At 49.5% G+C, this 26,987-nt stretch carries 24 protein-coding genes and 1 rRNA gene; 7 read left to right on the top strand and 18 right to left on the bottom strand.

Annotated features, from left to right (window positions below):
• Both T500_RS0107545 and T500_RS0107540 read right to left on the bottom strand, forming a co-directional pair.
• A 16S ribosomal RNA gene (locus tag T500_RS0107545) occupies positions 1 to 145 on the bottom strand; the annotation flags it as partial.
• 428 nt (positions 146 to 573) lie between these two features.
• A complete protein-coding gene (locus T500_RS0107540) occupies positions 574 to 2,898 on the bottom strand; it encodes a transglycosylase domain-containing protein (RefSeq protein WP_028907604.1) in 2,325 nt (774 codons plus the stop codon).
• A 107-nt stretch (positions 2,899 to 3,005) separates the two neighbouring features.
• Between T500_RS0107540 and pyrB the strand changes: the two genes are divergently transcribed.
• Genes pyrB through glyA form a run of 3 tightly spaced genes read left to right on the top strand, consistent with a single transcriptional unit; the run spans position 3,006 to position 5,709 of the window.
• Positions 3,006 to 3,953, top strand: coding sequence for an aspartate carbamoyltransferase (gene pyrB, locus T500_RS0107535; RefSeq protein WP_028907603.1), 948 nt, complete (start codon positions 3,006 to 3,008; stop codon positions 3,951 to 3,953).
• Positions 3,950 to 4,396 carry an aspartate carbamoyltransferase regulatory subunit gene (locus T500_RS0107530; protein WP_013065436.1) on the top strand — a complete coding sequence of 149 codons (447 nt, stop codon included), beginning with the start codon at positions 3,950 to 3,952 and terminating at the stop codon, positions 4,394 to 4,396. Before pyrB ends, T500_RS0107530 begins: the two co-directional genes overlap by 4 nt.
• A 32-nt stretch (positions 4,397 to 4,428) precedes the next feature.
• The gene (gene glyA / locus T500_RS0107525; protein WP_028907602.1) at positions 4,429 to 5,709 is read left to right on the top strand and encodes a serine hydroxymethyltransferase; all 1,281 of its coding nucleotides are present in this window, start codon (positions 4,429 to 4,431) and stop codon (positions 5,707 to 5,709) included.
• 42 nt (positions 5,710 to 5,751) lie between these two features.
• On the opposite strand, the gene T500_RS0107520 is transcribed toward glyA, so the two are convergent.
• Positions 5,752 to 7,962 carry a S9 family peptidase gene (locus T500_RS0107520; protein ID WP_036908772.1) on the bottom strand — a complete coding sequence of 737 codons (2,211 nt, stop codon included), beginning with the start codon at positions 7,960 to 7,962 and terminating at the stop codon, positions 5,752 to 5,754.
• Positions 7,963 to 8,027: 65 nt separating this feature from the next.
• Between T500_RS0107520 and T500_RS0107515 the strand changes: the two genes are divergently transcribed.
• Entirely contained in the window at positions 8,028 to 8,969 is a 942-nt protein-coding gene (locus tag T500_RS0107515) for a TIGR01212 family radical SAM protein (RefSeq protein WP_028907600.1), read from the top strand.
• On the opposite strand, the gene T500_RS0107510 is transcribed toward T500_RS0107515, so the two are convergent.
• Positions 8,942 to 9,745: a hypothetical protein gene (locus T500_RS0107510; RefSeq protein WP_028907599.1), complete on the bottom strand. Its 804-nt coding sequence runs from the start codon at positions 9,743 to 9,745 to the stop codon at positions 8,942 to 8,944. The genes T500_RS0107515 and T500_RS0107510 overlap by 28 nt on opposite strands.
• A 203-nt stretch (positions 9,746 to 9,948) precedes the next feature.
• Between T500_RS0107510 and T500_RS0107505 the strand changes: the two genes are divergently transcribed.
• The gene (locus tag T500_RS0107505) at positions 9,949 to 11,190 is read left to right on the top strand and encodes a DUF4861 domain-containing protein (RefSeq protein WP_028907598.1); all 1,242 of its coding nucleotides are present in this window, start codon (positions 9,949 to 9,951) and stop codon (positions 11,188 to 11,190) included.
• Here T500_RS0107505 and T500_RS0107500 read toward each other — a convergent pair whose 3' ends face one another.
• Both T500_RS0107500 and mtaB read right to left on the bottom strand, forming a co-directional pair.
• Positions 11,191 to 12,213 (bottom strand): glycosyltransferase family 2 protein, encoded by a 1,023-nt coding sequence (locus tag T500_RS0107500; RefSeq protein WP_028907597.1) that lies wholly within the window; start codon positions 12,211 to 12,213, stop codon positions 11,191 to 11,193.
• Between the two features lie 16 nt (positions 12,214 to 12,229).
• Positions 12,230 to 13,594: a tRNA (N(6)-L-threonylcarbamoyladenosine(37)-C(2))-methylthiotransferase MtaB gene (mtaB, locus tag T500_RS0107495; RefSeq protein ID WP_028907596.1), complete on the bottom strand. Its 1,365-nt coding sequence runs from the start codon at positions 13,592 to 13,594 to the stop codon at positions 12,230 to 12,232.
• A 267-nt stretch (positions 13,595 to 13,861) separates the two neighbouring features.
• Between mtaB and T500_RS17145 the strand changes: the two genes are divergently transcribed.
• Both T500_RS17145 and T500_RS0107485 read left to right on the top strand, forming a co-directional pair.
• A complete protein-coding gene (locus T500_RS17145; protein WP_013064048.1) occupies positions 13,862 to 14,032 on the top strand; it encodes a hypothetical protein in 171 nt (56 codons plus the stop codon).
• 79 nt (positions 14,033 to 14,111) lie between these two features.
• Positions 14,112 to 14,612 carry an STM3941 family protein gene (locus T500_RS0107485; RefSeq protein WP_036908770.1) on the top strand — a complete coding sequence of 167 codons (501 nt, stop codon included), beginning with the start codon at positions 14,112 to 14,114 and terminating at the stop codon, positions 14,610 to 14,612.
• 17 nt (positions 14,613 to 14,629) lie between these two features.
• Here T500_RS0107485 and T500_RS15465 read toward each other — a convergent pair whose 3' ends face one another.
• The 12 genes from T500_RS15465 to T500_RS0107420 all read right to left on the bottom strand — a co-directional run bounded on the left by T500_RS15465 (position 14,630) and on the right by T500_RS0107420 (position 26,935).
• Complete coding sequence (locus T500_RS15465) at positions 14,630 to 16,846, bottom strand: TonB-dependent receptor domain-containing protein (protein ID WP_410543882.1); 2,217 nt, start codon at positions 16,844 to 16,846, stop codon at positions 14,630 to 14,632.
• Positions 16,847 to 16,992: 146 nt separating this feature from the next.
• Complete coding sequence (locus T500_RS15460) at positions 16,993 to 17,535, bottom strand: hypothetical protein (protein ID WP_036908809.1); 543 nt, start codon at positions 17,533 to 17,535, stop codon at positions 16,993 to 16,995.
• Between the two features lie 123 nt (positions 17,536 to 17,658).
• Positions 17,659 to 18,621, bottom strand: coding sequence for a hypothetical protein (locus T500_RS0107470; protein WP_028907594.1), 963 nt, complete (start codon positions 18,619 to 18,621; stop codon positions 17,659 to 17,661).
• The gene (locus tag T500_RS0107465) at positions 18,611 to 19,279 is read right to left on the bottom strand and encodes a hypothetical protein (protein ID WP_028907593.1); all 669 of its coding nucleotides are present in this window, start codon (positions 19,277 to 19,279) and stop codon (positions 18,611 to 18,613) included. The genes T500_RS0107470 and T500_RS0107465 overlap by 11 nt, the downstream gene beginning before the upstream one ends.
• Positions 19,276 to 19,770: an RNA polymerase sigma factor gene (locus T500_RS0107460; protein ID WP_028907592.1), complete on the bottom strand. Its 495-nt coding sequence runs from the start codon at positions 19,768 to 19,770 to the stop codon at positions 19,276 to 19,278. Before T500_RS0107460 ends, T500_RS0107465 begins: the two co-directional genes overlap by 4 nt.
• 120 nt (positions 19,771 to 19,890) lie before the next feature.
• Positions 19,891 to 20,559 (bottom strand): helix-turn-helix domain-containing protein, encoded by a 669-nt coding sequence (locus T500_RS0107455; protein ID WP_028907591.1) that lies wholly within the window; start codon positions 20,557 to 20,559, stop codon positions 19,891 to 19,893.
• A 175-nt stretch (positions 20,560 to 20,734) separates the two neighbouring features.
• Positions 20,735 to 21,325, bottom strand: coding sequence for a 50S ribosomal protein L9 (gene rplI / locus T500_RS0107450; RefSeq protein ID WP_028907590.1), 591 nt, complete (start codon positions 21,323 to 21,325; stop codon positions 20,735 to 20,737).
• A gap of 22 nt (positions 21,326 to 21,347) precedes the next feature.
• The gene (gene rpsR / locus T500_RS0107445) at positions 21,348 to 21,614 is read right to left on the bottom strand and encodes a 30S ribosomal protein S18 (RefSeq protein WP_013064765.1); all 267 of its coding nucleotides are present in this window, start codon (positions 21,612 to 21,614) and stop codon (positions 21,348 to 21,350) included.
• A 3-nt stretch (positions 21,615 to 21,617) separates the two neighbouring features.
• Positions 21,618 to 21,962, bottom strand: a complete 345-nt coding sequence (gene rpsF / locus T500_RS0107440) for a 30S ribosomal protein S6 (RefSeq protein WP_013063574.1) — start codon at positions 21,960 to 21,962, stop codon at positions 21,618 to 21,620.
• Between the two features lie 309 nt (positions 21,963 to 22,271).
• The gene (locus T500_RS0107430; protein ID WP_013063842.1) at positions 22,272 to 22,976 is read right to left on the bottom strand and encodes a response regulator transcription factor; all 705 of its coding nucleotides are present in this window, start codon (positions 22,974 to 22,976) and stop codon (positions 22,272 to 22,274) included.
• A 51-nt stretch (positions 22,977 to 23,027) separates the two neighbouring features.
• Positions 23,028 to 24,590: a sensor histidine kinase gene (locus tag T500_RS0107425; RefSeq protein ID WP_028907588.1), complete on the bottom strand. Its 1,563-nt coding sequence runs from the start codon at positions 24,588 to 24,590 to the stop codon at positions 23,028 to 23,030.
• Positions 24,591 to 24,775: 185 nt separating this feature from the next.
• Positions 24,776 to 26,935 carry an elongation factor G gene (locus tag T500_RS0107420; RefSeq protein WP_028907587.1) on the bottom strand — a complete coding sequence of 720 codons (2,160 nt, stop codon included), beginning with the start codon at positions 26,933 to 26,935 and terminating at the stop codon, positions 24,776 to 24,778.
• Between the last annotated feature and the right edge of the window lie 52 nt (positions 26,936 to 26,987).

Genomic DNA, 26,987 nt, shown 5'->3' with positions numbered 1-26,987 from the left:
CTATAGGGAAGGTTGGATACGCGTTACTCACCCGTGCGCCGGTCGCCATCTATCAAAGCAAGCTTCGATAATGCTGCCCCTCGACTTGCATGTGTTAAGCCTGTAGCTAGCGTTCATCCTGAGCCAGGATCAAACTCTTCATTGTAAATTTTATATCTTCGATAGAAAATTTACTAGTCTCTCTCGCGACTCGGAAATAAAAGCAAGCTTTCATTTCTCTCGCTGCTCGGAGCCTTGTAAAAATCAGAATCTATCATTATCTCTGTCTCAGAACAACTATCCAAATTCAAGAAATTGAAACGGTTTGTTCATTTACCCAAGTACTTCGAAAAGTACTTGCTTCTTGTACTACTTCTGTTTATGTAAATCTTTCAAAGAACTCTTTCTTTTAGTGCTTGTCAGGTGGTGTTCCTGATTTGCGGGTGCAAAGGTACAACAAATTTCAATACCAACCAAACATTTTCCAAAAAAAATTCCCAAAAACACGAAAGTTTTCGGGAATGTTTACAATCATCGAATTACACCTTATATATAATATATAGATAAATGCGAAAATCTATATTTTTAAGGTTTTTATTCAAAAATCTCTTCAATGTCGTTTTCGCCACCAGAATCATCGGTCACGCCACCACCCATCGGACAGGGATCGAAACCGGCAGGGATATCAAACACCTCGTCCTGGTGATATCCTAAGCGCACATTTTTATAAACCTGTTGCATATAAAGGGCAAAAATAGGCAGCGCACCCGAGGCTCCCTGACCCATGGCCATAGAGTTGAAGTGGATGTCGCGATCGTCGCCTCCTACCCAGCAGGCATTAACCAATGTGGGGGTAAGACCAACAAACCAGGCATCGCTATTATTATTGGTGGTACCTGTTTTACCTGCCAGCTGACCGGTGAGGTTATACTTGAAGCGCAGACGACTGGCGGTACCGCCATCGACTACATTGCGCAACATATATATCATCTTATGGGCACTCTCCTCGCTGATAACCTCGTTCAGGCGTGGCTGGAACTGGGCAATCACATTACCCTCGCTATCCTCGATCTTAGTCACGAACATGCACGCAGCGCGGATACCATGATTAACAAATGCGGTATAAGCACTGGCCATCTCGCCTACGCTGATGTCGCAAGGACCCAGACAGAGGGCCATCGACGGGTGGATATCAGGGTTGCGGATACCATACTCGTGGAGCAGATCAACGAAGGCACGGGGATTGAGCTTACTCATGAGGTAGGCCGAAATCCAGTTGTTCGACTGCTGCAAGCCCCACTTCAGGGTTACCATCTCGCCGTAGCGGGCCTTACTACCGTTGCGTGGTGTCCACGACTGTCCGGCTACGATGTAGGTCTGCTGTACGTTAGGTGCCTCGTCGCAAGGAGTGAAACCATTCTCCATGGCGAGCGAGTACAGATAGGGTTTGATGGTAGAACCAACCTGGCGGCGACCTTCCATCACCATATCGTAAGAGAAGTGCTCGTAGTTAAGACCACCCACGTAGGCTTTTACATAACCGTTCTGCGGGCACATGCTGATAAAGCCGGTGCGCAGGAACGATTTGTAATATTTTATCGAATCGAGCGGAGTCATGATAGTATCCACCTCACCGTGATAGGTGAACACCGACATCTTGGTCTTGGTACGGAACGAACGATAGATCTCATCCTCGGTTGCCCCACTCTCCTTGAGCACACGATAACGCTCGCACTGACGGATAGAACGGTTCAGGATCTGCTCTACCTGGGCAGCGGTGAGGTTGGCCGAATAAGGGGCATTCTTCTTCGACTGCATCTCCTTATCGAAGGCGGGCTGAAGGTATTTCACCACGTGCTGATAGGCAGCCTTCTCGGCATATTCCTGCATGCGCGAATCGATGGTGGTATAAATCTTCAGGCCATCGGTATAGATGTTATAATGCTCACCATCACGCTTCTTATTTTTGTTACACCAACCGAACAAAGGGTCTGTCTCCCAGTTAATTGAGTCGGTAACGAACTTAGCCATATTCCACGAAGGATAGTTTTCGCGGATAGGCTTTTTGGCGGTCATATACTGGCGCAGATACTCGCGGAAGTACTGGGCCAAGCCCTCCTTGTGGTCGGCCACATGGAACTTCAAAGTGAGCGGCTGAGCGCTGAGGGTATCATAGGCAGCCTCGGTAAGATAGCCGGCCTTTACCATCTGACCCAGCACCACGTTACGACGGTCGCGACTGCGCTCAGGATTGCGTACGGGGTTGAAGTAAGAAGGGTTCTTACACAGACCTACGAGCGTGGCCGACTCGGTTACGCTCAGATCTTTTGGCTCCTTGCTGAAATAGGTATTGGCAGCTGTCTTGATGCCCACCGCATTGTGCAGAAAGTCAAAATAATTCAAGTACATGGTGATAATCTCGTCCTTGGTGTAGGTACGCTCCAGCTTGACGGCTATCACCCACTCGATGGGTTTCTGCAGCAGGCGCTCGACGGTGGAGTGAGCCTGCTCGGAATACAACTGCTTGGCCAGCTGCTGGGTGATGGTTGATCCACCACCGGCACTCTTCTGACCCAAAATACCTCTTTTTACTATCGCGCGCGCGAGGGCGATGAAGTCAACGCCCGAATGATCGTAGAAGCGCACATCCTCGGTAGCCACCAATGCCTGAATGAGTGATGGGGCGATTTTGTTGTAATCGACCATCACACGATTTTCGCGATTATAATTCCAGGTGCCCAACAACTGGCCATCGGCAGAATAAATCTGGGTGGCGAAGCGACTGATGGGGTTCTGAAGGTCTTCGATAGGTGGCATATAACCAATCCAACCCTTATCGATGGCATAAAAAGCACCGGCCGTGGCCAGGATGGTTAATGTTAATAATGTCCATAGAAAATAGACAAATAGCTTTCTCATATCCTCTTTTTAGTTACTTTTTGGTGCAAAATTACTATTTTCTTTCAAAATACGGCACGGAAATCAGAAATATTGTGTAATTTTGCGCCGAGAAAATTAAATTATTGATGAAAAAGCATAATTTTGTAACAATTGCCGATCTCACTCGAGAGAAGATCCTCTACATGATTGAGATGGCGCAAGAGTTCGAGAAGCACCCCAATCGTGAGTTGCTGAAGGGCAAAGTTGTGGCAACCCTTTTCTTCGAACCCTCAACCCGAACCCGACTTAGTTTTGAAACAGCAGCTAACCGTCTGGGTGCCCGTGTTATCGGATTTGCCGATCCGAAGATTACCAGCGGCACCAAGGGCGAGACACTGAAGGACACCATCCTGATGGTATCGAACTACGCCGACGTGATTGTGATGCGCCATTATATCGAAGGCGCCGCTCAGTATGCTTCGGAAGTAGCCCCAGTGCCCATCGTGAATGCTGGCGACGGCGCACATCAGCACCCCTCGCAGTGCATGCTCGACCTCTACTCGATCTACAAGACGCAGGGCACGCTGGAGAATCTGAACATCTATCTGGTGGGCGACCTGAAATACGGACGAACGGTACACTCGCTGATCATGGCTATGAGGCACTTCAACCCCACCTTCCACTTTGTGGCGCCGAAGGAGCTGGCCATGCCGAAGGAATACAAGATTTATTGTGACGAACACGGCATTAAGTATCAGGAGCACACGGCGTTTAACGAGAAGGTGATTGCCGATGCCGACATATTATATATGACGCGCGTGCAAAAAGAAAGATTCAGCGACCTGATGGAATACGAACGCGTAAAGAACGTATATGTGCTGAACAACGACCTGCTGAAAAACGCCAAACCTAACATGAAGATATTGCACCCGCTGCCACGCGTAAACGAGATTGCTTACGAAGTTGACGACAACCCACATGCTTACTACATCCAGCAGGCCGGTAACGGACTGTTTGCACGCGAGGCCATCTTCTGCGATGTGCTGGGAATTACACTCGACGAAGTTAAAAACGACAAAACGATTATACGATGAATAAGAAGGAGCGATTGGTTGCCGCCATCGAAAACGGCACTGTGATTGATCATATTCCAACCGACAAGACATACCAGGTGGCCAGCTTGCTGGGACTGTTTACACTGAAAACACCTGTGACCATCGGTTTTAACTACCCCTCAAAGAAGGTAGGCTCGAAAGGTATCATTAAGGTGAGCGATAAGTTCTTTACCGACGACGAGGTGTCGCGCCTCTCGGTAGTTGCACCTAACGTGATACTGAGCATTATCCGCGACTACGAGGTGGTTGAGAAGCGCAGCGTGGTAACACCATCGGAAATCAAGGGCATTGTGAAGTGTAATAACCCCAAGTGTATTACCAACAATGAGCCGATGAAGACCCACTTCCATGTTGAGAACGGCATTCTGACCTGTCACTACTGTGAGAAGGAGCAGGACATTAACAAAGTGGAGCTTTGCTAAAATTGAACATTTTTTCCCCAATAAACAAAACAATGAACAGAGACAACACAATCTTCGAGTTGATTGAGAAAGAGCATCAGCGCCAGCTGAAAGGCATTGAGCTGATTGCAAGTGAAAACTTCGTAAGCGACCAGGTGATGGAAGCCATGGGATCTTACCTGACTAACAAGTACGCCGAGGGTTATCCTGGACACCGTTACTATGGTGGTTGCCAGGTAGTTGACGAGGTTGAGCAGTTGGCTATCGACCGCGTTTGCAAGCTTTTCGGTGCTGAGTACGCTAACGTACAGCCTCACTCAGGTGCTCAGGCTAACGCTGCCGTACTGCTGGCAGTACTGAAGCCAGGCGACACATTCATGGGATTGAACCTGGATCACGGTGGTCACCTGTCACACGGTTCGCACGTGAACACATCTGGTTTGATCTACAACCCCATCGGTTACAACCTGAACAAGGAGACCGGTCGCGTAGATTACGACGAGATGGAGCAGCTGGCACTGGAGCACAAGCCAAAGCTGATTATCGGTGGTGGTAGCGCCTACAGCCGCGAGTGGGACTACAAGCGCATGCGTGAGATTGCCGACAAGGTTGGCGCACTGCTGATGATCGACATGGCTCACCCTGCAGGTCTGATTGCTGCCGGATTGCTGGAGAACCCTGTTAAGTACGCTCACATCGTAACATCAACAACCCACAAGACTCTGCGTGGTCCTCGTGGTGGTATCATCCTGATGGGTAAGGACTTTGAGAATCCTTGGGGTCTGAAGACACCAAAGGGTGTAACCAAGATGATGAGTCAGCTGCTGAACTCAGCCGTATTCCCCGGACAGCAGGGTGGTCCTCTGGAGCACGTGATCGCTGCCAAGGCTGTGGCTTTCGGCGAGGCTCTGCAGCCTGAGTTCAAGGAGTGGGCTAAGCAGGTACAGAAGAACGCTAAGGTACTGGCCGACGAGTTGGTTAAGCGTGGATTCGGTATCGTTAGCGGTGGTACCGACAACCACTCAATGCTGGTTGACCTGCGCTCTAAGTATCCCGAGCTGACTGGTAAGGTAGCTGAGAACGCACTGGTTGCTGCCGACATTACCGTAAACAAGAACATGGTTCCATTCGACAGCCGTTCTGCTTTCCAGACTTCTGGTATCCGTCTGGGTACACCTGCCATCACCACACGTGGTGCTAAGGAGGATCTGATGGTACAGATTGCTGCCTGGATTGAGGAGGTTCTGAACGATCCTGAGAACCCAGAGGTTATCGCAAGCGTTCGCGCCCGCGTTAACGAGAAGATGAAGGATTATCCTTTGTTCGCTTACTAATAAATAAAAGCCCCAGCCGATTGGCTGGGGTTTTTATTTGTTTTATTTCAAATTATCATTAAAATGATTGATGGCCTGACGGTACAGGTGGTTCCTGGTGTTACCACCCGAGATGCCGTGATTGCGGTTGGTATAGACTAACTGACGGAAATCCTTATCGGCCTGCACCAAAGCCTCGACGTATTCGGCGGTGTTCTGGTAGTGCACGTTATCATCAGCCAAACCATGACAGATGAGCAGCGCACCATGCAGGTTGTTGGCACGGGCGATGGGGTTCACCTCGTCGTAGCCGCTGGCATTCTCCTTAGGCGTACGCATGTAACGCTCGGTGTAGATCGAGTCGTAATAGCGCCAGCAGGTTGGAGGCGCGATGGCCACACCGGCACGGAACACGGGACGACCCTCCGACATCGACATGAGGGTGTTCCAGCCACCATAGCTCCAGCCCCAGATGCCGATACGATCCTTATCTACATAACTCTGCTGACCCAGCCAAAGGGCTGTCTCCACCTGGTCGCGAGCCTCGAGTTCGCCCAGGCGCAGGTAGGTGCACTTCTCGAATTCGGCGCCACGACCGCCGGTACCACGGTTATCAACGCACACGCAGATATACCCCTGCTGACACAGATACTGCTCGAGGATGGCACCGTTGCCGGCCATGCCCAGGCCCCACTGGTTGAGTACCTGCTGTGAGCCAGGACCGCCGTACTGATACATGATAACGGGATACTGCTTGTTGGCATCGAAGTTAGCGGGCTTCACCATATAACCGTTCAGCTGCACGCCCTCGCTGGTGGTAAAAGTAAACATCTGCTTCTGGCCCAGCTCGTAATCGGCCAACTTAGCCTTGAGCTCGTGGTTGTCGATGAGTGTGGTGAGCTTTTTGCCGTTGTTCTGACAGATGGTGTACTGGGCGGGATTGTTGATGTCGCTCCAGATATTGATAAAGTACTTGAAGTTCTTGCTGAAAATGGCGTTGCTGACACCCGTCTTGGGAGTGAGTGCCTCGACCTTTCCATTCTGGTGGGCCACCATCACCTGCTGCTCGGTAGCACCGGTGGGGTTAGCGGCAAAATAGGTATCGCCGGTCTTCTCGTCGTAACCGTAAACGGCCTTCACCACAAAGTTCTCGTGGATAATCTGGCGCAGCAGCTGTCCGTTCAGGTTGTAGAGGTACAGATGGTTGTAGCCATCGCGCTCGCTGGGCAGCAGGATATGCTGGTCGGTGAGCTGGATATCATCGAGCACCTCTTCCTTGATGTACTTGTCTACCTTATCCTCGATAGCCAGCTTGCAAACGGTTGAGAGCGGGTTGGCCATATAGATGCGCAGCACGTCCTGGTGGCGGTTCATGGTCATGATGGCCACCTTAGTAGGATCGCTGGTCGCTTTTATGCGAGGGATATAATCCTCGGCACCCAGAGGCAGGTCGATCTTACGGGTCTGATGACTCTTGATATCATAGCTCCACACGCTTACCTTCGAGTTGTCCTGTCCGGGCACGGGGTACTTATAGGTGTAATCGCCAGGGTACTCGGCAAACTCGGTGCGGGTGGGCCTCAGGCCCTTGAACAGCTGCATAGAGTACTGCTTAACGGCGCTCTCGTCGTAACGGATCCACAGAATCTGCTTAGAGTCGGCGGTGAACACCATCGACGAGTTGGTTGAGAACTCCTCCTCGTAAACCCAGTCGGGGATACCGTTGATCACCTCGTTGCGCTTTCCATCCTTGGTAACCTGACTCTCGGCATTATCGTAGAGCAGCTTTACCAGGAAGATGTTGTTATCGCGTACGAAGGCAATCTGGTTGCCATCGGGCGAGAACACGGGTGTTTGCTGAGGACCGCCATCCGACAGGGGCTCGAGCTTGTTGTTGCGGATGCTATATATATAATAGGTAGCGGTGAACGAGCGACGATAGATGGCCTTGGTGCCAGTCTGGATGAGCAGACGGGTGCCGTCGGGACTCATGATGTAACCATCAATACCGTCGAGTTTAGCGCCACGGGCGGTAGCTGCATCGAACAGCACGCCTACCTGTTTGCCGGTTTTAAACGAGTAAGTAACAATCTGCTTACCATCGCTGCTAATCTGCGCGTAAGTCTCGCCATCGGCCAAGGGGTAAACGGCGCTGATGGACTTACTGCGGAACTCGCCTTTGGTGATGTCGGTGAGCGTAATCTGCTTGCCGGCCGTAGCACTCACAGCCAGCGCTAGCGACACGCCAAGCGAGAATAATCTTAATTTCTTCATATTTTTAGAGTTTTTACTGTTTCAGACTGCAAAGATAGCGTTTTTTTCGTTAACTTTGCACACTGATGGATTTAAATAAAGTGAATACACCCTATTATAACAACTACGGCACGTGGATACGGCGCCAGTTTCCGTACCGTGTGCAGAAGATATCGATAGATGCCGGTTTTACCTGTCCCAACCGCGACGGCCGGATATCGACGGGCGGCTGCATCTACTGCGACAACCGCACGTTCAACCCTTCGTACTGTCAGCGACGCCTGAAGGTGAGCGCGCAGTTGGACGAGGGTAAGCAGTTTTTTGCGCATAAGTATCCCGACATGAAGTACCTGGCTTATTTCCAAGCCTTTACCAATACCTACGCCCCTATCGCGCAGCTGAAGGCGCTGTACGAGAAGGCGCTGCAGGTAGAGGATATCGTGGGTATTGTGATTGGCACACGTCCCGACTGCGTATCGGACGAGTTGCTGGATTACCTGGCCGAGCTGAACGAGCGCACGTTTGTGCTGGTGGAATACGGACTGGAGAGCGCGAACAACGCAACGCTGCAGCGCATCAACCGCGGACACAGTTTCGAGCAGTCGGTATCGGCCTTGGAGCGCACGCATCAGCGCGGGTTGCTCACCGGCGCACACATTATCCTGGGACTGCCAGGCGAGGATGCGGCCGAGAGTCTGCGTCAGGCCCCTATCCTATCGCAGCTGCCCATCGACATTCTGAAGATTCATCAGATGCAGATTATCCGAGGCACCAAGCTGGCCGAGATGTACGAGCGTGAGTCGTTCCACATCTACAGCGTGGACGAGTACATCGAACTGATTGCCCAATACATACAGCGCCTGCGACCGGATATGGTGCTGGAGCGGTTTGTGTCGCAATCGCCTAAGGAACTGCTGATAGCGCCGCACTGGGGACTAAAGAACTACGAGTTTACCAACAAACTGGTAAACTACCTGAAAGCGAAGAATATACATCAAGGTCAGTTGGTTTTGCGGAACTCAGAATAGTTGTTGTTTCGCAGCATCTGGTCGATGGTCAGGTTGTGGCTCTTCATGTAACGGTCCACCATACGGGTATAGACGGTGTTGAACACGTGCTTGCCGTAAGCCTGATTGATGACCCAGTGGATTTTGCCGATATGCATGTCGCGCTCCTGCTGACTGAGGGCGCGGTCCTGCGGCATGGGGTACAGACTGAGCAGGTAAAACCCAGCGCAATCGGGCACAATGTAGCTGCGGGTCATCGTGGCCAGCTGACTCTTGGAATAGCCGTAGAGCGGATTCTTGTAAAGGGCATAATCGCTACCCAGATACTTATCCAGACAGATACCGATAGAGCCGTTACCCACAATCACACTCTGATCGAGCGAACCTATCTGGGCATAAACCTCGGGCACCTCGATGCCAGGAATATGCTCGCGCAGATACTTGAACACCTTGGTAAAATCGGCATTGATATCATCCATGTTGGCGTACTGCTGCTCGGCCTCGGAAATGAGCGCCTGCAAGGTAGAATCCTGATAGAAACGCAGGAACTTGGTGTTGATCTGCTGATCGTCTACCTTACCGATACGCAACACATCCTCGATGAGCGTGCGGGTTTGCATGGGATAAACGGTGTTCATCTGCTGCAAAGCCGAGAAATCGCCGGTGGTAAGGTACAGACTCTGGATACGGTCGTAGCGATCGACCTTCACAATACGGTCGTCGCCCGCTGTAAATTGCCATTCACAGCTAATGCACCCAAAGAGCACTATCAATAGAAAATAATATACCTTGCGCACGGGCTATTTTTGTGGGAAATAATATACTTATGTTAAAAAATTCGTTGCAAATATACTAAAAAGTATTTTAAAAACCAAATTTTAACCTAAAATATTTAAATAAAAGTATAAAATACTGCACATTTTTGTTTATTTGTGTAAAAATCGAGGGCCATTTGATGGTTTTTGTGTACTTTTGCCCTCTGCTAAGACAAATAAAAAAGATGAAAAAGAAAATGATAACGTTGGCACTTGCTGCCATCAGTGTGATGACCGCCCAGGCTCAGCAGCAGCTGACCGTGAGCGTTACTAACCCATCGGCTGCCGCACGCACCGATCAGGCGGTGATAATCCCCCTTAACAGCTACGGCGAAGTGCGCCGCGCGCTGGTTACCTGCGAGGGCAAGGAGATACCCTGTCAGCTGGACGATCTGGACCAGGACGAGGTGTTCGACGAGCTGTGTTTCCTGGCTGACCTGAAGGGCAAGCAGCAGCTGAAGTACGAGGTACAGCTGTTTAACGACCTGTGCGACGAGCCCGCCAAATACCCTGCCCGCGTGTTTGCCGAAATGCTGATTCGCAACGACAAGGTGAAGGAGAAAAACAAACACAACAACTTTATCGAGGCCATCACCGCGCGCGGCGACTGCGCTAACTCGTATAATCTGCAGCACCATCACGGTGTGGACTTTGAGAGCGAGCTGAACGGTATCCGTATCTACTTTGACAAACGTCAGACGCTGGACCTGTACGGTAAGTTCCAGAAGCGTCTGGAGCTGGAGGAAACCCAGTTCTACACCCAGCCTGAGCAGAAAGCCCAGGGTTACGGCGACGATGTGCTGTGGGTAGGAAACACCTTTGGACTGGGAGCTTTTCGCGGTTGGGACGGCCAGCAGCCCACGATGATCGATCCCGTGGCCTCGCGCACACAGAGGATTATCTCGTACGGTCCGCTGCGCACCATCGTAGAGTTAGTAGATAAAGGCTGGCAGGCCGAAGCCTATCGTCCCGCCATCAACATGACCATCCGCTACATCCAGTACGCCGGGCATCGCGATACCGATGTGGAGGTGTATTTCACCAAGAAGCATACCGACGTGAGCAACTACCGATTCTCGACCGGTGTGATTAACGTGAAGGGTTCGGAGGAGTTTACCGACCACAAGGGTTTGCGCGGCTGTTGGGGCAGCGACTTCCCCACCGGCGACACCATCAACTTTAAGCGCGAAACGGTGGGCTTGGGTATTCTGATACCCCAGCAGTACATGGCCAGCGAGGAGCCAGCCAACAAAGACAACTATGCTTTTGTGATAAAAGCCAACCAGAATATACTAAAGTACAAGATAGTGTATACCTCTGATAACGAGACATTTGGCTACCATACCGCTAAGGATTGGTTCAACTTCCTGAAGCTGTGGCGCAAGGAGGTTGAGCAGCCCGTAAAGGTGGTGATTACCAAACCATAACTAAAGGGGCAAAGCACTAAACAGCTTGCGACCTTTAGCGTAATACTGCCAGAGCAAAGAAAACGATTTTTGCTCTGGTATTTTTTGTATCTGTCGCGAAGCCTGAATGGTCTGACGGTCGGCTTCAAAATCCTTCTTCCAACGTTTAAAAGCACGACGGGCACGATAGATGGCCTTGAAGTCGCCCCAGTTACGACCCAGAATCAGGGTTTCCCAGGCGGCCAGGTAATCCAGGAACCAGCGCCAACGCATCACGTGCTGCAGCTCGTCGTCGGGCAGGCACTTATAAAGCATCGTGAGGTTGTTGCGGAAGTTCAGGAAGGTCTTCATCGGGTTACCCTTTGGCAGCGTGCCGCCACCAACATGGTACACGTAACTATCTGGAATGCAGACGATACGGCGACCACGAATGCGCAATCGCCAGCACATATCTATCTCCTCGTTATGGGCAAAGAAGCGGGCATCGAGTCCGTTTACAGCCCAGTAATCGGTGCTGCGGATGAGGAGCGCGGCACCTGTGGCCCACAGGATATCGGCCACATCGTCGTACTGACCGTTATCGCCCTCGACGGTATCGAAGATACGACCGCGACAGAAGGGATAGCCAAAGCGGTCGAGATAACCACCGCTGGCGCCGGCATACTCAAAGCGGTCCTTATCGAAGATGGAGAGCAGCTTGGGCTGACAGGCAGCCACATCGGCGTGGGCATCCAGGTACTCGATCATCGGGGTGAGCCAATGGTGGGTAACCTCGATATCGGAATTGAGCAGCAGGTAGTACTCGGCCTGGATCTGTGCCAAAGCTCGGTTGTAACCCTCGGCAAAGCCCCAGTTCTTATCCAGCACAACCAACTTTACCTCGGGGTAATGCTGCTGCAGAAACGCCAACGAATCGTCGGTTGATGCGTTATCGGCTACATAAACCGTGGCCTCGTCCTTTGAGTAATTCAGCACGGAGGGAAGATACTGCTCGAGCATCTGACGACCGTTCCAATTGAGTATGACTATTGCTACTTTTTCCATCTTACGCGCGCGTACATTATATAATACACATTAACGATTCCTTATCGCGGGACATCTCGCCCAACTTCACGCTGATGAGCTGATTGTCGAAATCGGGGTTGGCATCCTTGGCGGGCAGCTCTACACGGATATAGTTCTTAGTAAAACCGTGCATGGCGCGACCGCGGGTAGCCTTCTCGAACAGCACCTCGGCCTGCTGGCCGATATAACGCTCGTAGAAAGCATGGGTTTTCTGATCAGAGAGTTCCAACAGGCGCTTTACACGCAGCTTCTTCTCCTTCTCGGGAACCACGTATGGGATGCTGAGGGCCGATGTGCCTGGGCGCTCGGAGTATGGGAACACGTGCAGCTGGGTAACATCCAGGCTATCCAGGAACGTGTAGGTCTCGTCGAAGCACTCGGGTGTTTCGCCACGGCAGCCCACCATCACATCTACGCCGATAAAGGCATCGGGCATCAACTCCTTGATACGGTGAATCTTCTCGGCAAACAGCTCGCGATCGTAATGACGATGCATGAGCTTGAGAACCGTGTTACTACCGCTCTGCAGGGGGATATGGAAGTGCGGCATGAAGGCACGGCTCTTGGCGCAGTACTCGATGAGCTCATCCGAAATCAGATCGGGCTCGAGCGAGCTGATGCGGTAACGCTGAATGCCCTCTACCCCATCGAGCGCCTTAACCAGGTCGATAAACTTCTCGCCGGTAGTCTTACCAAAATCGCCGATATTCACACCGGTGAGCACAATCTCCTTACCGCCCTCGGCAGCAGCCTCCTGGGCCTGCGCTACCAGCGAGGCGATCGTTGGGTTGCGCGAAAAACCACGGGCGTAGGGAATGGTACAGTAGGTGCAGAAGTAATCGCAGCCATCCTGCACCTTCAGGAAATAGCGCGTGCGGTTACCCTTTGAGCAGCTGGGCGCAAAGGATTTGATATCCTTGGTTTTCTCTCTAAAGAATCTAGCAGATCTAGTAGGGCTAGCCTCTCTAGATTCACTCGTTTCTGGGGCGATTTCGCCCCAGGCCTCTGAGAGGAACTGAACCAGGTTGGCCTTCTCGTTAGAGCCTAACACCAGACTTACACCCTCGATCTTTGCCACCTCGTCGGCCTCGAGCTGGGCATAGCAACCCGTTACCACCACAAAGGCACCGGGATTCTCGCGCACCAGACGGTGAATGGCCTGACGACATTTCTTATCAGCCACCTCGGTTACCGAACAGGTATTGATCAAACAGATGTCGGCCTGTTCGCCTTTCTGGGCCGTACGTACGCCCAGGTCCTGAAGCATCTTACCAAAAGTAGATGTTTCAGAGAAGTTCAACTTACATCCGAGTGTAAAATAGGCAGCCTTTTTGCCTTGAAATGCTGAGGTATCTATCATATATAAAATAGGTGTATTGTTTGCGGGCACAAAGGTACGACATTTTTTGCAAAAAACACGCATTTTGAGCCATTTTTAAGTTATGTGCGAAAAATACACTAAATTTAACATTTCATAAGTTGTTGATTTACAGCGTTTTGCGAAAAAGTTACAAAAACACCTAAAAAAAAATCGAAAAAAATGATACGTTGTATTAAAATAATGCTTACCTTTGCATCGTTTTAATAAACAAATGATTGTTTTACAGATTTTAAAAGCTTAGAAAAAATGAAGAAATTGGTATTCATGTTCGTAGCAGTTGCTGCTATCTCATTCGCATCATGTGGTAACAAGGCTCAGGCTCCTGTACAGGACACTGACTCTATCGCCGAGGTAGTTGACACTGTAGCTGACAGCCTCGCTGTTGACACAGTTGCTGCTGATTCAGTTGCTCAGTAATTGAACGAACGATTGAGAGAAAGAGCCCGTAGAACTCAGTTCTGCGGGCTTTATTTTTAAACTTAAAAACCATAAATGTATGAAAGTACTAAAGATCAACTACTCTAAAAAGGTGCCTGCAATAGGCCTACTGATTCTTGTTCCATTGGTTAGCGTTGTGACATATTTTTCTATGCGCAACGAAGACGCCTTCAGGTTCGTTTGTGCATTCGCTGGTGTCATGTTCATTAATTTAGCGTTTGAACTGATCAGAGGTTGGCGTCGCCTCGTTATCAACGACGAGTGCGTGGTGGTAAAAAGCAAGTATCAGTGGACGGTATGCTTCTGCGATGTAGAGGATTTCTACCCCATTACCTACAAGGGCCAGTACCTGATAGGCATACACTACAAGCAGGATCACGAGAACTATCGTACCGACGAATATCTGGACGACACCCGCGCAACCCGCATGGACTATAAACTCAGTCCCGGTGCTCCCTACGAAATCCCCACACGCTACCTGGACATCAAGCCCCAGGAGTTACTTAAACAACTAAACGAGAGATTACATCTCCAGAAAATAACAAGCCGCACAGAATAGTGCGGCTTGTTTTATGATCAATTTGAACCAGAATTACTTCCGCCATTAGAACCGCCGCCGCCACCCTTCACATCATCGTTAGTGATAGAGCGCTCGGCTTTCTTGACGCTGGCCTTCAGCTCACCGATGCGATAGCTGATGCTGAGCGAGAACGTATGACTCACATTCTTCGACCAGTTAGCAGCCTCGAAGAAACTATCGGTAGTACTATAGTTGAAATACTTATATTTCCTCAGGAAATTTGTGGCACTCAACGTAAGATTAAGGCGTTTTTTGAGCCACGACTTCTGGATGCTGAGCGAATAGTTGCTGTAGCTGCTACCACGTCCCTGCAGGCGCACATTTGGCGTGAGGGCAAAGAGATTGAACGAGATGTTCCAATCCTTAGGCAGAGTCTGCTGGGCACCACCATAGGCAAAGAGCTCCCATCCAGAGTTCGACAGCATACCACCATCGTTTATATCGGTATACGAAAGGCGGCTGTTTATATAGATACGGGTATTCTTGCTGGCATTCCAGTTAATATACGCATTCAGGTTAACGCCCTCGCGATGACCGATATTCTCGTAGCTGGTGTAGAGTACATCCTTGCCAGTGGGATTCTTAAGTCCGGCAATCTCGGTATCGCGCATCATCTTTACCACATCCTCGATACTATTACGGATAAAGCCGTAGCGCAGGGCGAGATTGATATTGAACTTGGGAGTGAAATTGCTGAAGGTGAGACTGAACGAATGACTTTTCTCGCTGTCGAGGTTTGGATTTCCCTGATTGATGTTGGTGGGTGTAGAATCGTCGAGATAGGGATTGAGATACCAGATGCCCGGACGGTAGATACGCATATCGTAGCCCAAACGCAGATTGGTGGTCTGCCCGAGTTTATAGCCAAGGCTGACCGATGGCACGAAATCATTGAAGTGTTTGGTAAAATCATCGCCACGTCCGAGTTTATACTCCACATCCTGCAAGGTATGTTCGTAACGTAATCCCAAACGTCCAGATAACTTCTTGATTTTCAGTCCATAGCCCAAATAGGCAGCCATGATATCGTTACGATGCTTATAGTGCGACGAATAATCCTGGTCGAAGACATCACCCTCGTAGCGGTCGTCCTCGGAGGTATTGTTGCGCAGGATATACTTCAATCCCATCTCGATGGTATGATACTTAGCAAAGGGCGTGGTATAATCAACCTGGAACGTATGCTCCGTGGTGTTATGACTGCCATCGTTGCGCTGATTCTTAAATCGCTGCAGGAATGATTCCCAACCATCGGCCGCCTGCAGATCGGCATAATCTATGTACGAGTCGCTGTTGTCAGGTTCAGAGCCTATCTTATACGACAGCGTGAACAAGCGATCCTCGACAGGGAAGGTGCGCTGATAGTCGATACCGCCATCGATATAGGCATAGCTGCTCTTTGAATGCTGAAACATGTTGTAGCTGTACAGATGATTGCCCGTGAGCGGCGATGTGGCCAAGAGCGAACTTTCACCTTCGCCATTGCTGCCTCCACCATAGAGATCGAACGAGGCTGTGAGCAACCGAAGGGTGTCGATCTCATAACTGGCCTCGAGTGAGCCGTACTTAGAGTTGCCGTGATAATCGGACCAACTGAAACTCTCGATGTCGGACGATGACTCGCTGACGTTGCCGACGGTCTTACGGGTACTGCCCGAATAGCCACGTGGACGATCGTTGTAGTTGTAGTTAACGTTGGCGCTCATAGTGAGTTTGCCGCTCTTGACTGTGGTATAGGCGCCTGCACCCAAGCCCTGATTATGCACATTTGCTCTAAAGGTAGCGGTATATCCCTCGATATTTTTGCCATGAGTGATGATATTGAGAATACCACCTACACCTTCGGCATCGTACTTGGGACCGGGATTGGTGATTACCTCGATACGCTTGATGCTGCTGGCGGGCATGCTTTTCAGTACTTCCTTCGGGTTGTTCGACATCATCTGGTTTGGTTTACTGTTTACATACACCTTGAACGAACTCGAACCGTTAACCTGAATGTTATCCTCGCCATCGACGGTTACCATGGGCACCTTACGCAACATTTCGAGAACGGTGTTCGACTTGGAGTCAGGGTCATCTTCGATATTATAGGTAATCTTGTCGATGTCCGACTTGACCAATGCCTTCTGTTTAACAACCTCAACGCCCTGTAGTTCGAGCGATTTAAAAATGCTGTCGGCTCTAAGCGAGTCGGCCTGAGTCTGAGCCATAGCTCCATGTGCCGAAGCTAATGCCATGAGAGTTAGAAATGTCAGTTTCTTCATTAATTTAATGTTTATGTAATTTAGCGGTGCAAATGTAAGCATTCTTTCCGAGAAAACTCTTTTTACTTGCACGTATTTAATATTTTTTGTGCTTACCAAACCTGCCAGGCCTCAATCTCTTTAAGTAATCGGCCCAGAGAGCGCTCACAATCCTCGGGATACGTAAGGTTCTGTACAAACCAGAGTTTGCGATGGCGCACAAACTTGGCATAAAAGCGGCGCCCGGTTATCTGCCCCGTGTCGGAATGTAATGAGCCTGATAAAATAAAGTAATTCTTACCCGTGCGTTGGTGTGTGGCGTGGAGCTCGGCGGCGTATTTGCCGGCAGCCTGATTAACGCTGAGCGAATCGGCATTGGGCAGAACGAAAGCCGACTGCACAATCTCGATGCGATCCTGCCAAAAGCTGAACCTGCAGCTACCTTTCTCCATCAGCGAATCGTCGGTCGGTTCGAAAAACATCGGGTACTTAATGGTATAATCGTAATCATCATCGTGATATGTCACTAGCCGTGTCTGCAGCATCGCCCGTTCCAACTTTTCGGCCAACGGTCGGTCATTGCAGCCGTCACAGTTCGACATATAGATCATCAAGACGACAAACGCGCCAAAGGCAAAAAACAAAAATCTCTTCATACTTGCACGCATTTTGAAATGTTGGTGCAAAGGTATGAAGAGTTTATAAAGAGAGAGAAAAATTAGGCTGACATTTGTCTGACAATTCGCTGACAACGAGCGAACTATCTGAATTTCAGCTGGTTATTTTCCAAGTCGTTCGATGCACATATCGAACAGATTCTGGATAAAATCATCCTTGGTGGCTTTCTTCAGCTTCGCGATTTCCTTGGCAACCAACGTTTTTTCGTCGGGCTCAAGTCCATCTGCGTTCTTGCAGAGATTATAGATTGAGGTGGCGTGATGGGTTGCGGTGTTGCCATCGGGATTCTTCAGGAAGAACTTCTTGTAAGAGTTGAACTCGCTGAGCCATATATACGACGACTTGGGTACATCGATAGAATCAAGGTCGAACTCAAAGCGGTTGCCAAAGCCTTTAAGGTTTTCGAGCTGATCGCCTACTGACTCCATAATCTCGTCGATCTTCAGCGGTTTTCCATTCATAGTAATACTTGTTATGCGCCCCTTGCCATAGGATTTGCGTGCTTCAGGCTTCAAGGCATAGGTGACGGCCAGGCGAACTATAGTCTCGCCATTCTGCTCCACCCAATCCATCGCATAGCAATAACGATATTTCTTGGTAGCATCATCCTTGTCGGCAAAGCAGGCGTAGACATAATTTGCTCCTTCCTTAGTGCCGATAGCTACCGACTGCTTGCCATCGCCTACGGCAATCTGTATGCGACTATAGTGAATAACGCTACGCATCATTTCGTGCCTTTTCTTATCAACCCTTTCATTAACTTCATCCTCGCGATGAGTACCCGTACGATAGGTGTAAGCAGCATCCTTATCCTTCACGAAAGCCTCCTGGATGTTCTTGATGTGCTTACGTGCCTGGGCCGAAGCTAAGGTAAAGTCGTACACATCGGCCTGAGCAGTTTTCTGTCCCGTTTCGGGGTCGCGCTCCAAGGTGTGCTGCGTCTTGGTTTCTACTATCTTATCCTTCAGCAGGGCATCAAATGCCTTCTGGATGTTCTGCTGTGCCATCAGGGTTGAGGGCAGCGCCATCAGCATGGCTGACAGAATTAAGTTTTTACTCTTCATATGCAATAAAATTTGTTTGTTCGTTAATATATACTATGGTACCATCTTCTTGCATCACGGGAATGTAGCCGTAAGCGGCCATCTTGGCCTCGATCATCTCGTCTTCGGCCTGTGCCTGGGCTTTAACCTGCGCCATCAGGGCGTATGCCTTATCGATATCGTGGATAGTGGGTACTATCTTGCGCTTGCTGCGCTTCTTGGCGGGGACAGGATTGGCTGCCGCCTTGGGCGCCGACAGCGTATCGGCATGAACCGTCTCGTTCTTGGGCTGCGCCATCTCGGTTTCCGACTGTACCTTTGTGGTATCTGTCTGGGCAGTGAGTGGTGCTGCGGGCATCAACTCGGACTGATGAGCGGGGACGGCCAGATACACCACACCGGCAACAACAGCTGCAGCAGCCAGGCTCCAAACCATCCAACGGCGGTGGGCCACGGGTTTCTGCTCTGTCTGGGCAACGGGCTGCTCGATGGCGAACTGCTCATTGGCAGGCTGCATAGCCTCAATCTCCTGGAACATCTGCTGATAGCAGATCCATTCCTCGGGGATGTTGTCGCCCTTGAAGTAGCTGCTCAGGATTTCCTCCTCATCGAGCGTAGAAGTGCCGTCCATATATTTGGTAAGCAACTTCTGAATGTATTCCTTGGTGTACTGTATCATAACTCGTTTCGCTGTTTGATTTCTTGTAATAATGTTCGTCGGGCTCTGGCCAGCAGGGTACTTACCGATGTGGGCTCGATGCCTAACAGTTGGGCTATCTCTTCGTGACTGCGCCGCTCTACTTGTCGCATGTAAAGTAAGGTGCGCTGCGTGGTGGGCAGCTTGGCAAGTCGAGATTGTAGCCATTGCTCGTTCTCTTTGCTCTCCAGCTCTTCGTGCGGACTGGTTGCGAGACAAATCACGGTGGCCTCGTTGAGCGCCTCGGTAGGTTTTCGCCTCTGGTGGTTTCGCAGCAGATGTTTCGACATCAGCGACACGATGGCCTCTACCGATTGGTATTGCTCCAGCTCATGGTGCATCTGCCACAGACGAAGCATCACATCCTGTGCGATGTCTTCGGCCTCTTCCCTACCCGCACCATAGTGGAGACTCACGCTGATGGCTTTTTCGCGCCACGTGCGGGCTATCTGTTCGAATGCACTTTTTTCCATTTACTTTTGCTTTACACTAATCAGACACATAAACAGCCCAAAACCAAACAAGCATTAACTGTATTTAACAAAAAAATCTCCCCATACATGGTATGAAGAGATGAGGTTATTATATGATAACTATTTGATTTTCAATTCGTAAGCTTTGCCGCGGTCGGCCTCAATCTTTAATTCTGAATGGGCCTCGATGATAGGCTTCAGGCGACGGATAAGCGTATAAAGCGTTTCGCTGGCATCATCCTTCTTTGGCCATAAAGTGTCGCAGATTTCGGTTTTCGACAGGGTGTGATTAGGCGAACGGAAAAACATCTCCATCAGCTGCAGCTGCATGGGCGTGAGTTTTACCACGCTGCCTTTGGCATCAACAATATGACCATCCTGCAAAGCTAACCCGCCATAAAGGCCCTCGATCATCTGTCGATGGTGCTGATACAAACAGAACATACCCCACAGCATGGCCAACGTGCACAAAGCCAAGGCCGGGCGCTGCTCCGACATCGAGAAAATAGTAGCAGCTGAGCACTGGGCCTCACAACGGAACGAATGCTGACGGGTATCGACAGCCAGCAGAGCCTGACCGCGCAGGGCATCTAACTGCAGATGGCGATTAAAAACTTTAATGGTATCGGCAGTAATCACATCATTCTGCTGCTCGTCGAGGGCAAAAGCCAAAGCCTGTCTCATATCTTTCTGGACCAGGCTCTCGGTAGCACGATAACTGCTAAAACTTGTAACTGCCGATGCGGCAATCAACATCAGGAACACCAATACGGCGTATTTCTGTTTCATCTTCATCAAGGTTTATTATTCTGGTTGCAAAGATAATCACTTTCAGGCAGTTAAGCAAGGCTTTTACATTATTTGGCACAAAAAATCCCGAGGGAGAACCCTCGGGACACTGTGTCATAATAAATAATGATGCCTTACAGCATGTTATTAATTGTTATGATTTACTCTTTTTGAGTTATGCCTCAGCAGGAGCATCGATTGCCTCAAGAGCCTCAGCCTCGTCGGCAGCCTCAGCAGCCTCTGCCTCGTTAGCAGCAGCCTTCTTTGCATCAGCAGCAGCCTTGATGGCAGCCTCAGCGTCAGCAGCAGCCTGCAGCTCAGCAGCATTCTCAGCAACTACCTTTACAGGGAGCTCAACGATAACCTCCTTGTGGAAGTGTACCAGAGCTACATAGTCGCCAACCTTCTTGGCATCCTTCATGGTGATAATCTTGCGATCAACCTCCTTACCCAGCTTAGCGAGCTCCTCGGCAACCTGAGCAGCACCAACTGAACCATAGAGCTGGCCAGTTACGCTTACCTTAGCGGCAACCTCTACAACTACACCATTGAGCTGAGCAGCCTTCTCCTCGGCAGCAGCCTTGAGGGCAGCCAGCTTGTGAGCCTGCTGCTTCAGGTTCTCTGCGAGAATCTTCTTAGCTGAAGGGCTAGCGATAACACCCTTACCCTGAGGGATGAGGTAGTTACGGCCATAGCCAGACTTTACATTCACGATATCGTTCTTGAATCCCAGACCGATAATATCTTCTTTCAGTATAATTTCCATAATCTTGCGTCCTCCTCTTTAATTATTTCATCAAATCGGTTACGTAAGGCAGCAGTGCGATCTGGCGGGCACGCTTAACGGCCTGAGCCACACGACGCTGATACTTCAGAGATGTTCCAGTGATGCGGCGGGGAAGAATCTTACCCTGCTCGTTGAGGAACTTCTTCAGGAACTCGGGATCCTTGTAGTCGATGTACTTGATACCGCTCTTCTTGAAACGGCAATACTTCTTCTTCTTTGTATCGATAGAAGGAGCTGTCAAATAACGGATTTCACTCTGTTCTGCCATAGTTTAAGCCTCCTCTTTTTTACCAAGCTTTGCACGACGCTTCTCGGCGTACTCAACTGCATACTTGTCAAGTTTAACAGTCTGGAAACGAATTACCTTCTCGTCACGACGGAAAGCAGTCTCCAATGTCTTAATCACTTCTGGCTCAGCCTTGAACTCTACCAGGCAGTAGAAACCTGTAGACTTCTTCTGAATAGCATAAGCCATCTTCTTCAATCCCCAGGCCTCTTCGTTGATGATCTCTGCACCCTTATCGGTGAGAACCTTCTTGAATTTTGCGGCCGTTTCCTTCATCTGTTCATCAGACAAAACGGGAGTTAAAATGAAAACGGTTTCGTATTGATTCATACTACTTAATAAAATAAATTAATAATGTTATTGCTTAAAGCGGGTGCAAAGGTACAAAATTTTTATTGAACATTGACCATTGAACATTGAACATTCCTATGATTTAAGAATATTTAATACTTTTCACCTCTTTTCTGTTGTCGAACATGCAAAACTGCGCCTAAAACAATGAAAATCAGACCGGTAAGCAGCACTAGGTTATAACGGGTGAGACCGGTAAGATAACTAACCAATAAAAGGAGAGCACCGGCGAAAACCAGTGCTACTCCAAAATATGCTTTTATAATTCCTCTTTTCACCATGCCCGGTTTACTCATCATCTACCTCAGGAGTAATGAGCTTGTAGCCCTTACCATGAATATTGATAATCTCGATCTGAGGATCGTCCTTCAGATGCTTGCGCAGCTTGGTGATGTAAACATCCATAGAGCGGGCATTGAAGTAGTTATCATCAATCCAGATAGTTTTCAGAGCGAAATCGCGCTGCAGAATCTCGTTTGAGTGACTGCAGAGCAGAGCCAGCAGCTCGTTCTCCTTAGTGGTAAGCTTGGTCTGCTTCTCACCAATCTGCAGCAACTGCTTCTGGGTATCGAAAGTGAACTGCCCCAGGCGGTAAACAGTAGATTCGCGGCTCTTCTTACCCTTAGTACGGCGCAGAATAGCCTCAATACGGAACACGAGCTCCTCCATTGAGAAAGGCTTGGTGATGTAATCGTCGGCACCCAGCTTGAAACCTTCGAGGATATCCTCCTTCAGGGTCTTAGCTGTGAGGAAGATAATGGGCACGTCTGTGTTGGCAGAACGAATCTCCTGAGCGAGTGTGAAGCCATCCTTCTTAGGCATCATCACATCGAGCACACAGATGTCGAATTTTGTCTTGAGGAAAGCCTTGAAGCCTGCCTCACCATCAGCACAGAGTTCTGCAACAAAGCCTTTGGCCTGCAAATACTCACGGAGCAGCATTCCGAGGTTCTCGTCGTCCTCGCAAAGCAAAATCTTAATTTTGTCGTCCATCATCGTTAAATTTTAAATTGTTATTGAATAAATTTATTTGTATTATCACGTTTATTGTTCATCCTCCTTCAGAATAGGCAGCGAGATAGTAAAGGTGGTACCCTTGCCCAGCTCGCTCTCGCACTTGATCTCGCCCTCGTGCAAGTTGATAATCTTCTTCACGTAGGCCAAGCCAAGACCGAAACCTTTCACATCGTGCACATTTCCTGTATGAACGCGGTAGAACTTTTCGAAGATTTTCTTCACGTTCTCCTTCTTGATGCCCAGACCGGTATCGCGGATGGAGAAGCACAGACGATCCTTCTCGTTCCAGGTCTTGATATAGATATCGATAGGCTCATCGGGCTTGCGGTACTTCACAGCGTTGTCCATCAGGTTGGTGATAGCATTCTGGAAGTGAACCTCGTCCACGAAGATAGCTGAATCAACAGCCTCGATATCGGTATAGATCTTACCGCCGGTATGCTCTACACGAAGCGAGAACGACTGGGCGATATTCTCAACCATCTCGTTCAGGTCGAGCTCCTTCTTCTTGAATACAATGCTCTTCTTATCGAACATCGACATCTGGAGTACCTTTTCAACCAGGAAACGCAGGCGTTTCGACTCGTCGGAAATCACTCCTCCCAGATGCTTGGCCATCTGCTCCGACTTGGCAACGCTGGGGTCGTTCATCATCTGGGCAGCCAACGAGATTGAGGCGATAGGCGTCTTGAGCTCGTGGGTCATGTTGTTGATGAAGTCGTTCTTAATCTCGGTGAGTCGCTTCTGACGGAAGATGACCACGATGGTGAAAAGGAACGTGAGCAGCAGTACCACGGTGAAGATAACAGCCGGGATCATGAAACGCACACTTGAGAAGATGTACGAGCTCATGTCGGGGAAGTGGATTTTTACCACGCCCATCTTTGATGAGGGGTCGTGACTGAACAGCGTTTGTGAATAAACGCCCTCCTCGCCCTCGGATGAGTATTCAGGACAACGGTACACCTCGCGACCATCGGCGGTCTCCACACGGAAGTGGTAAGGGATGTTGATACCGTTGTTGAGCAGTTCGGTACGGATATCCTGATCGAGCAGCTTAAAGTTGATGCGCTCCTTCAGAGGTTTGTCGCTGGCGGTATAAAGGATGTTGTAAACGACCTCGTCGAGCAGCGCCTTCTGATATACATAACGGTTGCGCACAATCTCCTGCAGCGACTTAGAGGCCTCGGAGATACTGTTCTTATCGGTACGCAGAATCATGGCCTTGGGCACGTTGGCGGGACGGATGGCAAACGTTTTGAGCTCGAAGCTTGAGTAAACGGTACCATCGTCGGCAGCTACAGCAAACTGGTGCGAGTGCTTGATGGTGCCGTCGAGACCATCTACCATCACAGAGTCCTGCTTATAGGCCTTGCGCTCGGTTTCCTTCACATCCTTCTCGAGATAACGCAGGGTCTCGTTCATCTCCAGGTTACGCGATGCCTGATAGAGACTACGCTTAACCGACTCGTCGAGCTGTTCCTTCTTCATCTTCGCCATCTCTTCGATGTACGAGATCTGAAGGTACAGAAGCCCTACAAATGAGAGGCCCATGACTATTGCTATGATCCAAATCGTACTTTTCTTCATATCGTTTGCAAAGATAAGCTATTTCTTAAAACGACGCACCTAATTTGTTAATTATTTCGGGCTAATTTCGCATATTTAACAAGATTATAACATTTTAGTTGCAAATATGCAATTAAGAAAGAATCCCCGCTAACCAAATAGCAGGGATTCCAAGCACATTAGTGTGCGAAATATAAGTCAGATGTTTAATCCTCGTCCTTCATTTCCTCCTCATGCTGCTTGATCAGTGCCTGCTGGATATCGTTTGGCACAAGCTCGTAGCTTGAGAAGCTGGTTGTGAACGATGCACGACCACCAGTGATAGAACTGAGGGCGATAGAGTAACTAGAGAGTTCCTTGAGAGGAATCTTAGCACTCAGCTTCTGATAGCCGGCCTCAGAATCCATACCCATGATGATAGCACGACGGCCCTGCAGGTCGCTCATGACATCACCCATGTAGTCGCCAGGTACGAGCACCTCGAGATCGTAGATAGGCTCGAGCACCTTTGGACCGGCCTCCTTAAAGGCAGCCGAGAAGGCGTTACGGGCAGCCAGCATGAACGAAAGCTCGTTAGAGTCAACTGGGTGCATCTTACCATCGTAAACAATCACGCGAACGTCGCGGGCATAAGAACCGGTGAGTGGGCCCTGCTCCATACGCTCCATAATACCCTTAAGGATAGCAGGCATGAAACGCATATCGATAGCACCACCGACAACCGAGTTGATGAATACCAGCTTACCGCCCCAGTCGAGGGTAACCTCTTCCTTACCCTTGATGTTCATCTTGAACTCCTGACCGTTGATCTTGAACGATGTAGGATCAGGCATGCCCTCGGTATAAGGCTCTACAATCAGGTGAACCTCACCAAACTGACCGGCACCACCCGACTGTTTCTTATGACGATAGTCGGCACGAGCCATCTTAGTGATAGTCTCACGATAAGGAATCTTTGGCTCGATATACTCGATCTGTATCTTCTCGTTATTCTCCATACGCCACTTCAAGGTACGCAGGTGGAACTCACCCTGACCATGAACAATAATCTGGCGTAACTCCTTTGACTGCTCAACTACCCATGTAGGATCCTCCTGACGCATCTTCTGCAGAGCGGTCATCATCTTCTCGGTCTCGCTCTCGTTAACGGCCTTGATGGCACGAGAGAACTTAGAGTTAGGATACTTAATGAAGTTGAACTTATTCTCGACATCCTTACCATTCAGGGTGTTACCAGTCTTTACATCCTTAAGCTTAACGGTACAACCGATATCTCCAGCTACCAGCTGATCAACCTGAATACGATTGGCACCAGCACAAGCGTAGATAGTACCCATACGCTCCTTTGAACCACGATCGGCATTGGTAAAGTCGTCGCCGCTCTTAACGATACCGCTCATTACCTTGAAGTAAGATACCTCGCCGATATGGGGCTCGACACCTGTCTTGAAGAAATAGAGTGATGTTGGTGCGCTGGCATCGGCAGGAACATCCTGACCGGCAGCATTCTGGATAACAGGCATATCGCTTACAAAAGGAACAACGTTACCCAAGAACTCCATCAAGCGACGAACACCCATGTCCTTACCTGCACAAACGCAGAATACAGGGAATATGCTGCGTGTTACCATACCCTTACGGATACCCTCACGCATCTCGTCCTCGCTCAGGTCCTCGCTCTCAAAGAACTTCTCCATCAGTGTATCATCACCAGCGGCAGCAGCCTCAACCAGCTTTGCCTTCATCTCCTTAGCCTTCTCCAGCTGATCGGCAGGGATATCCTCGATGATAGGAGCACCACCCTCGGGTTTCCAAGAGTACTTCTTCATCAGGAGCACGTCGATAACAGCATTGAAGCCAGGACCTGTGGCGATAGGATACTGAACGGGAACACAGTTAGGACCGTAGATTTCCTTGAGCTGATTGAGAATCTGATCGAAGTCGCAGTTCTCACGATCCAGCTGGTTAACCAGGAAGATAACGGGCTTCTTGAGTTTATCGGTATTGCGGAAGGCATTCATCGTTCCTACCTCGGGGCCATACTGACCGTTGATAAGAATAACAGCCTGATCGGTTACGTTCATAGCAGTAATAGAACCACCTACGAAGTCATCAGAACCTGGGCAGTCGATGATGTTAAGCTTCTTGTTATTCCATTCTACATGAAAAACAGTTGAGAACACCGAGTAGCCATATTCCTGCTCAACGGGGAAGTAATCGCTCATGGTGTTCTTACTCTCTACAGAACCGCGGCGCTTGATGATGCCAGCTTCGTAGACCATACTTTCGGCAAGAGTTGTCTTGCCGCTACCCGCACTGCCAATGAGTGCAATGTTTTTGATTTCGTTAGTTTGATATACTTTCATATCGTTTCAGTTTTAGGTGAATACTTATTTATCGGGGACTAAATTACTTATT

It is taken from the genome of Xylanibacter ruminicola Ga6B6 (genome assembly GCF_000687715.1).
Taxonomy (GTDB): Bacteria; Bacteroidota; Bacteroidia; order Bacteroidales; family Bacteroidaceae; genus Prevotella; species Prevotella ruminicola_B.
The sequence above is the reverse complement of the archived record's forward strand: the minus strand, read 5'-3'. Positions and strand labels throughout refer to the sequence as shown.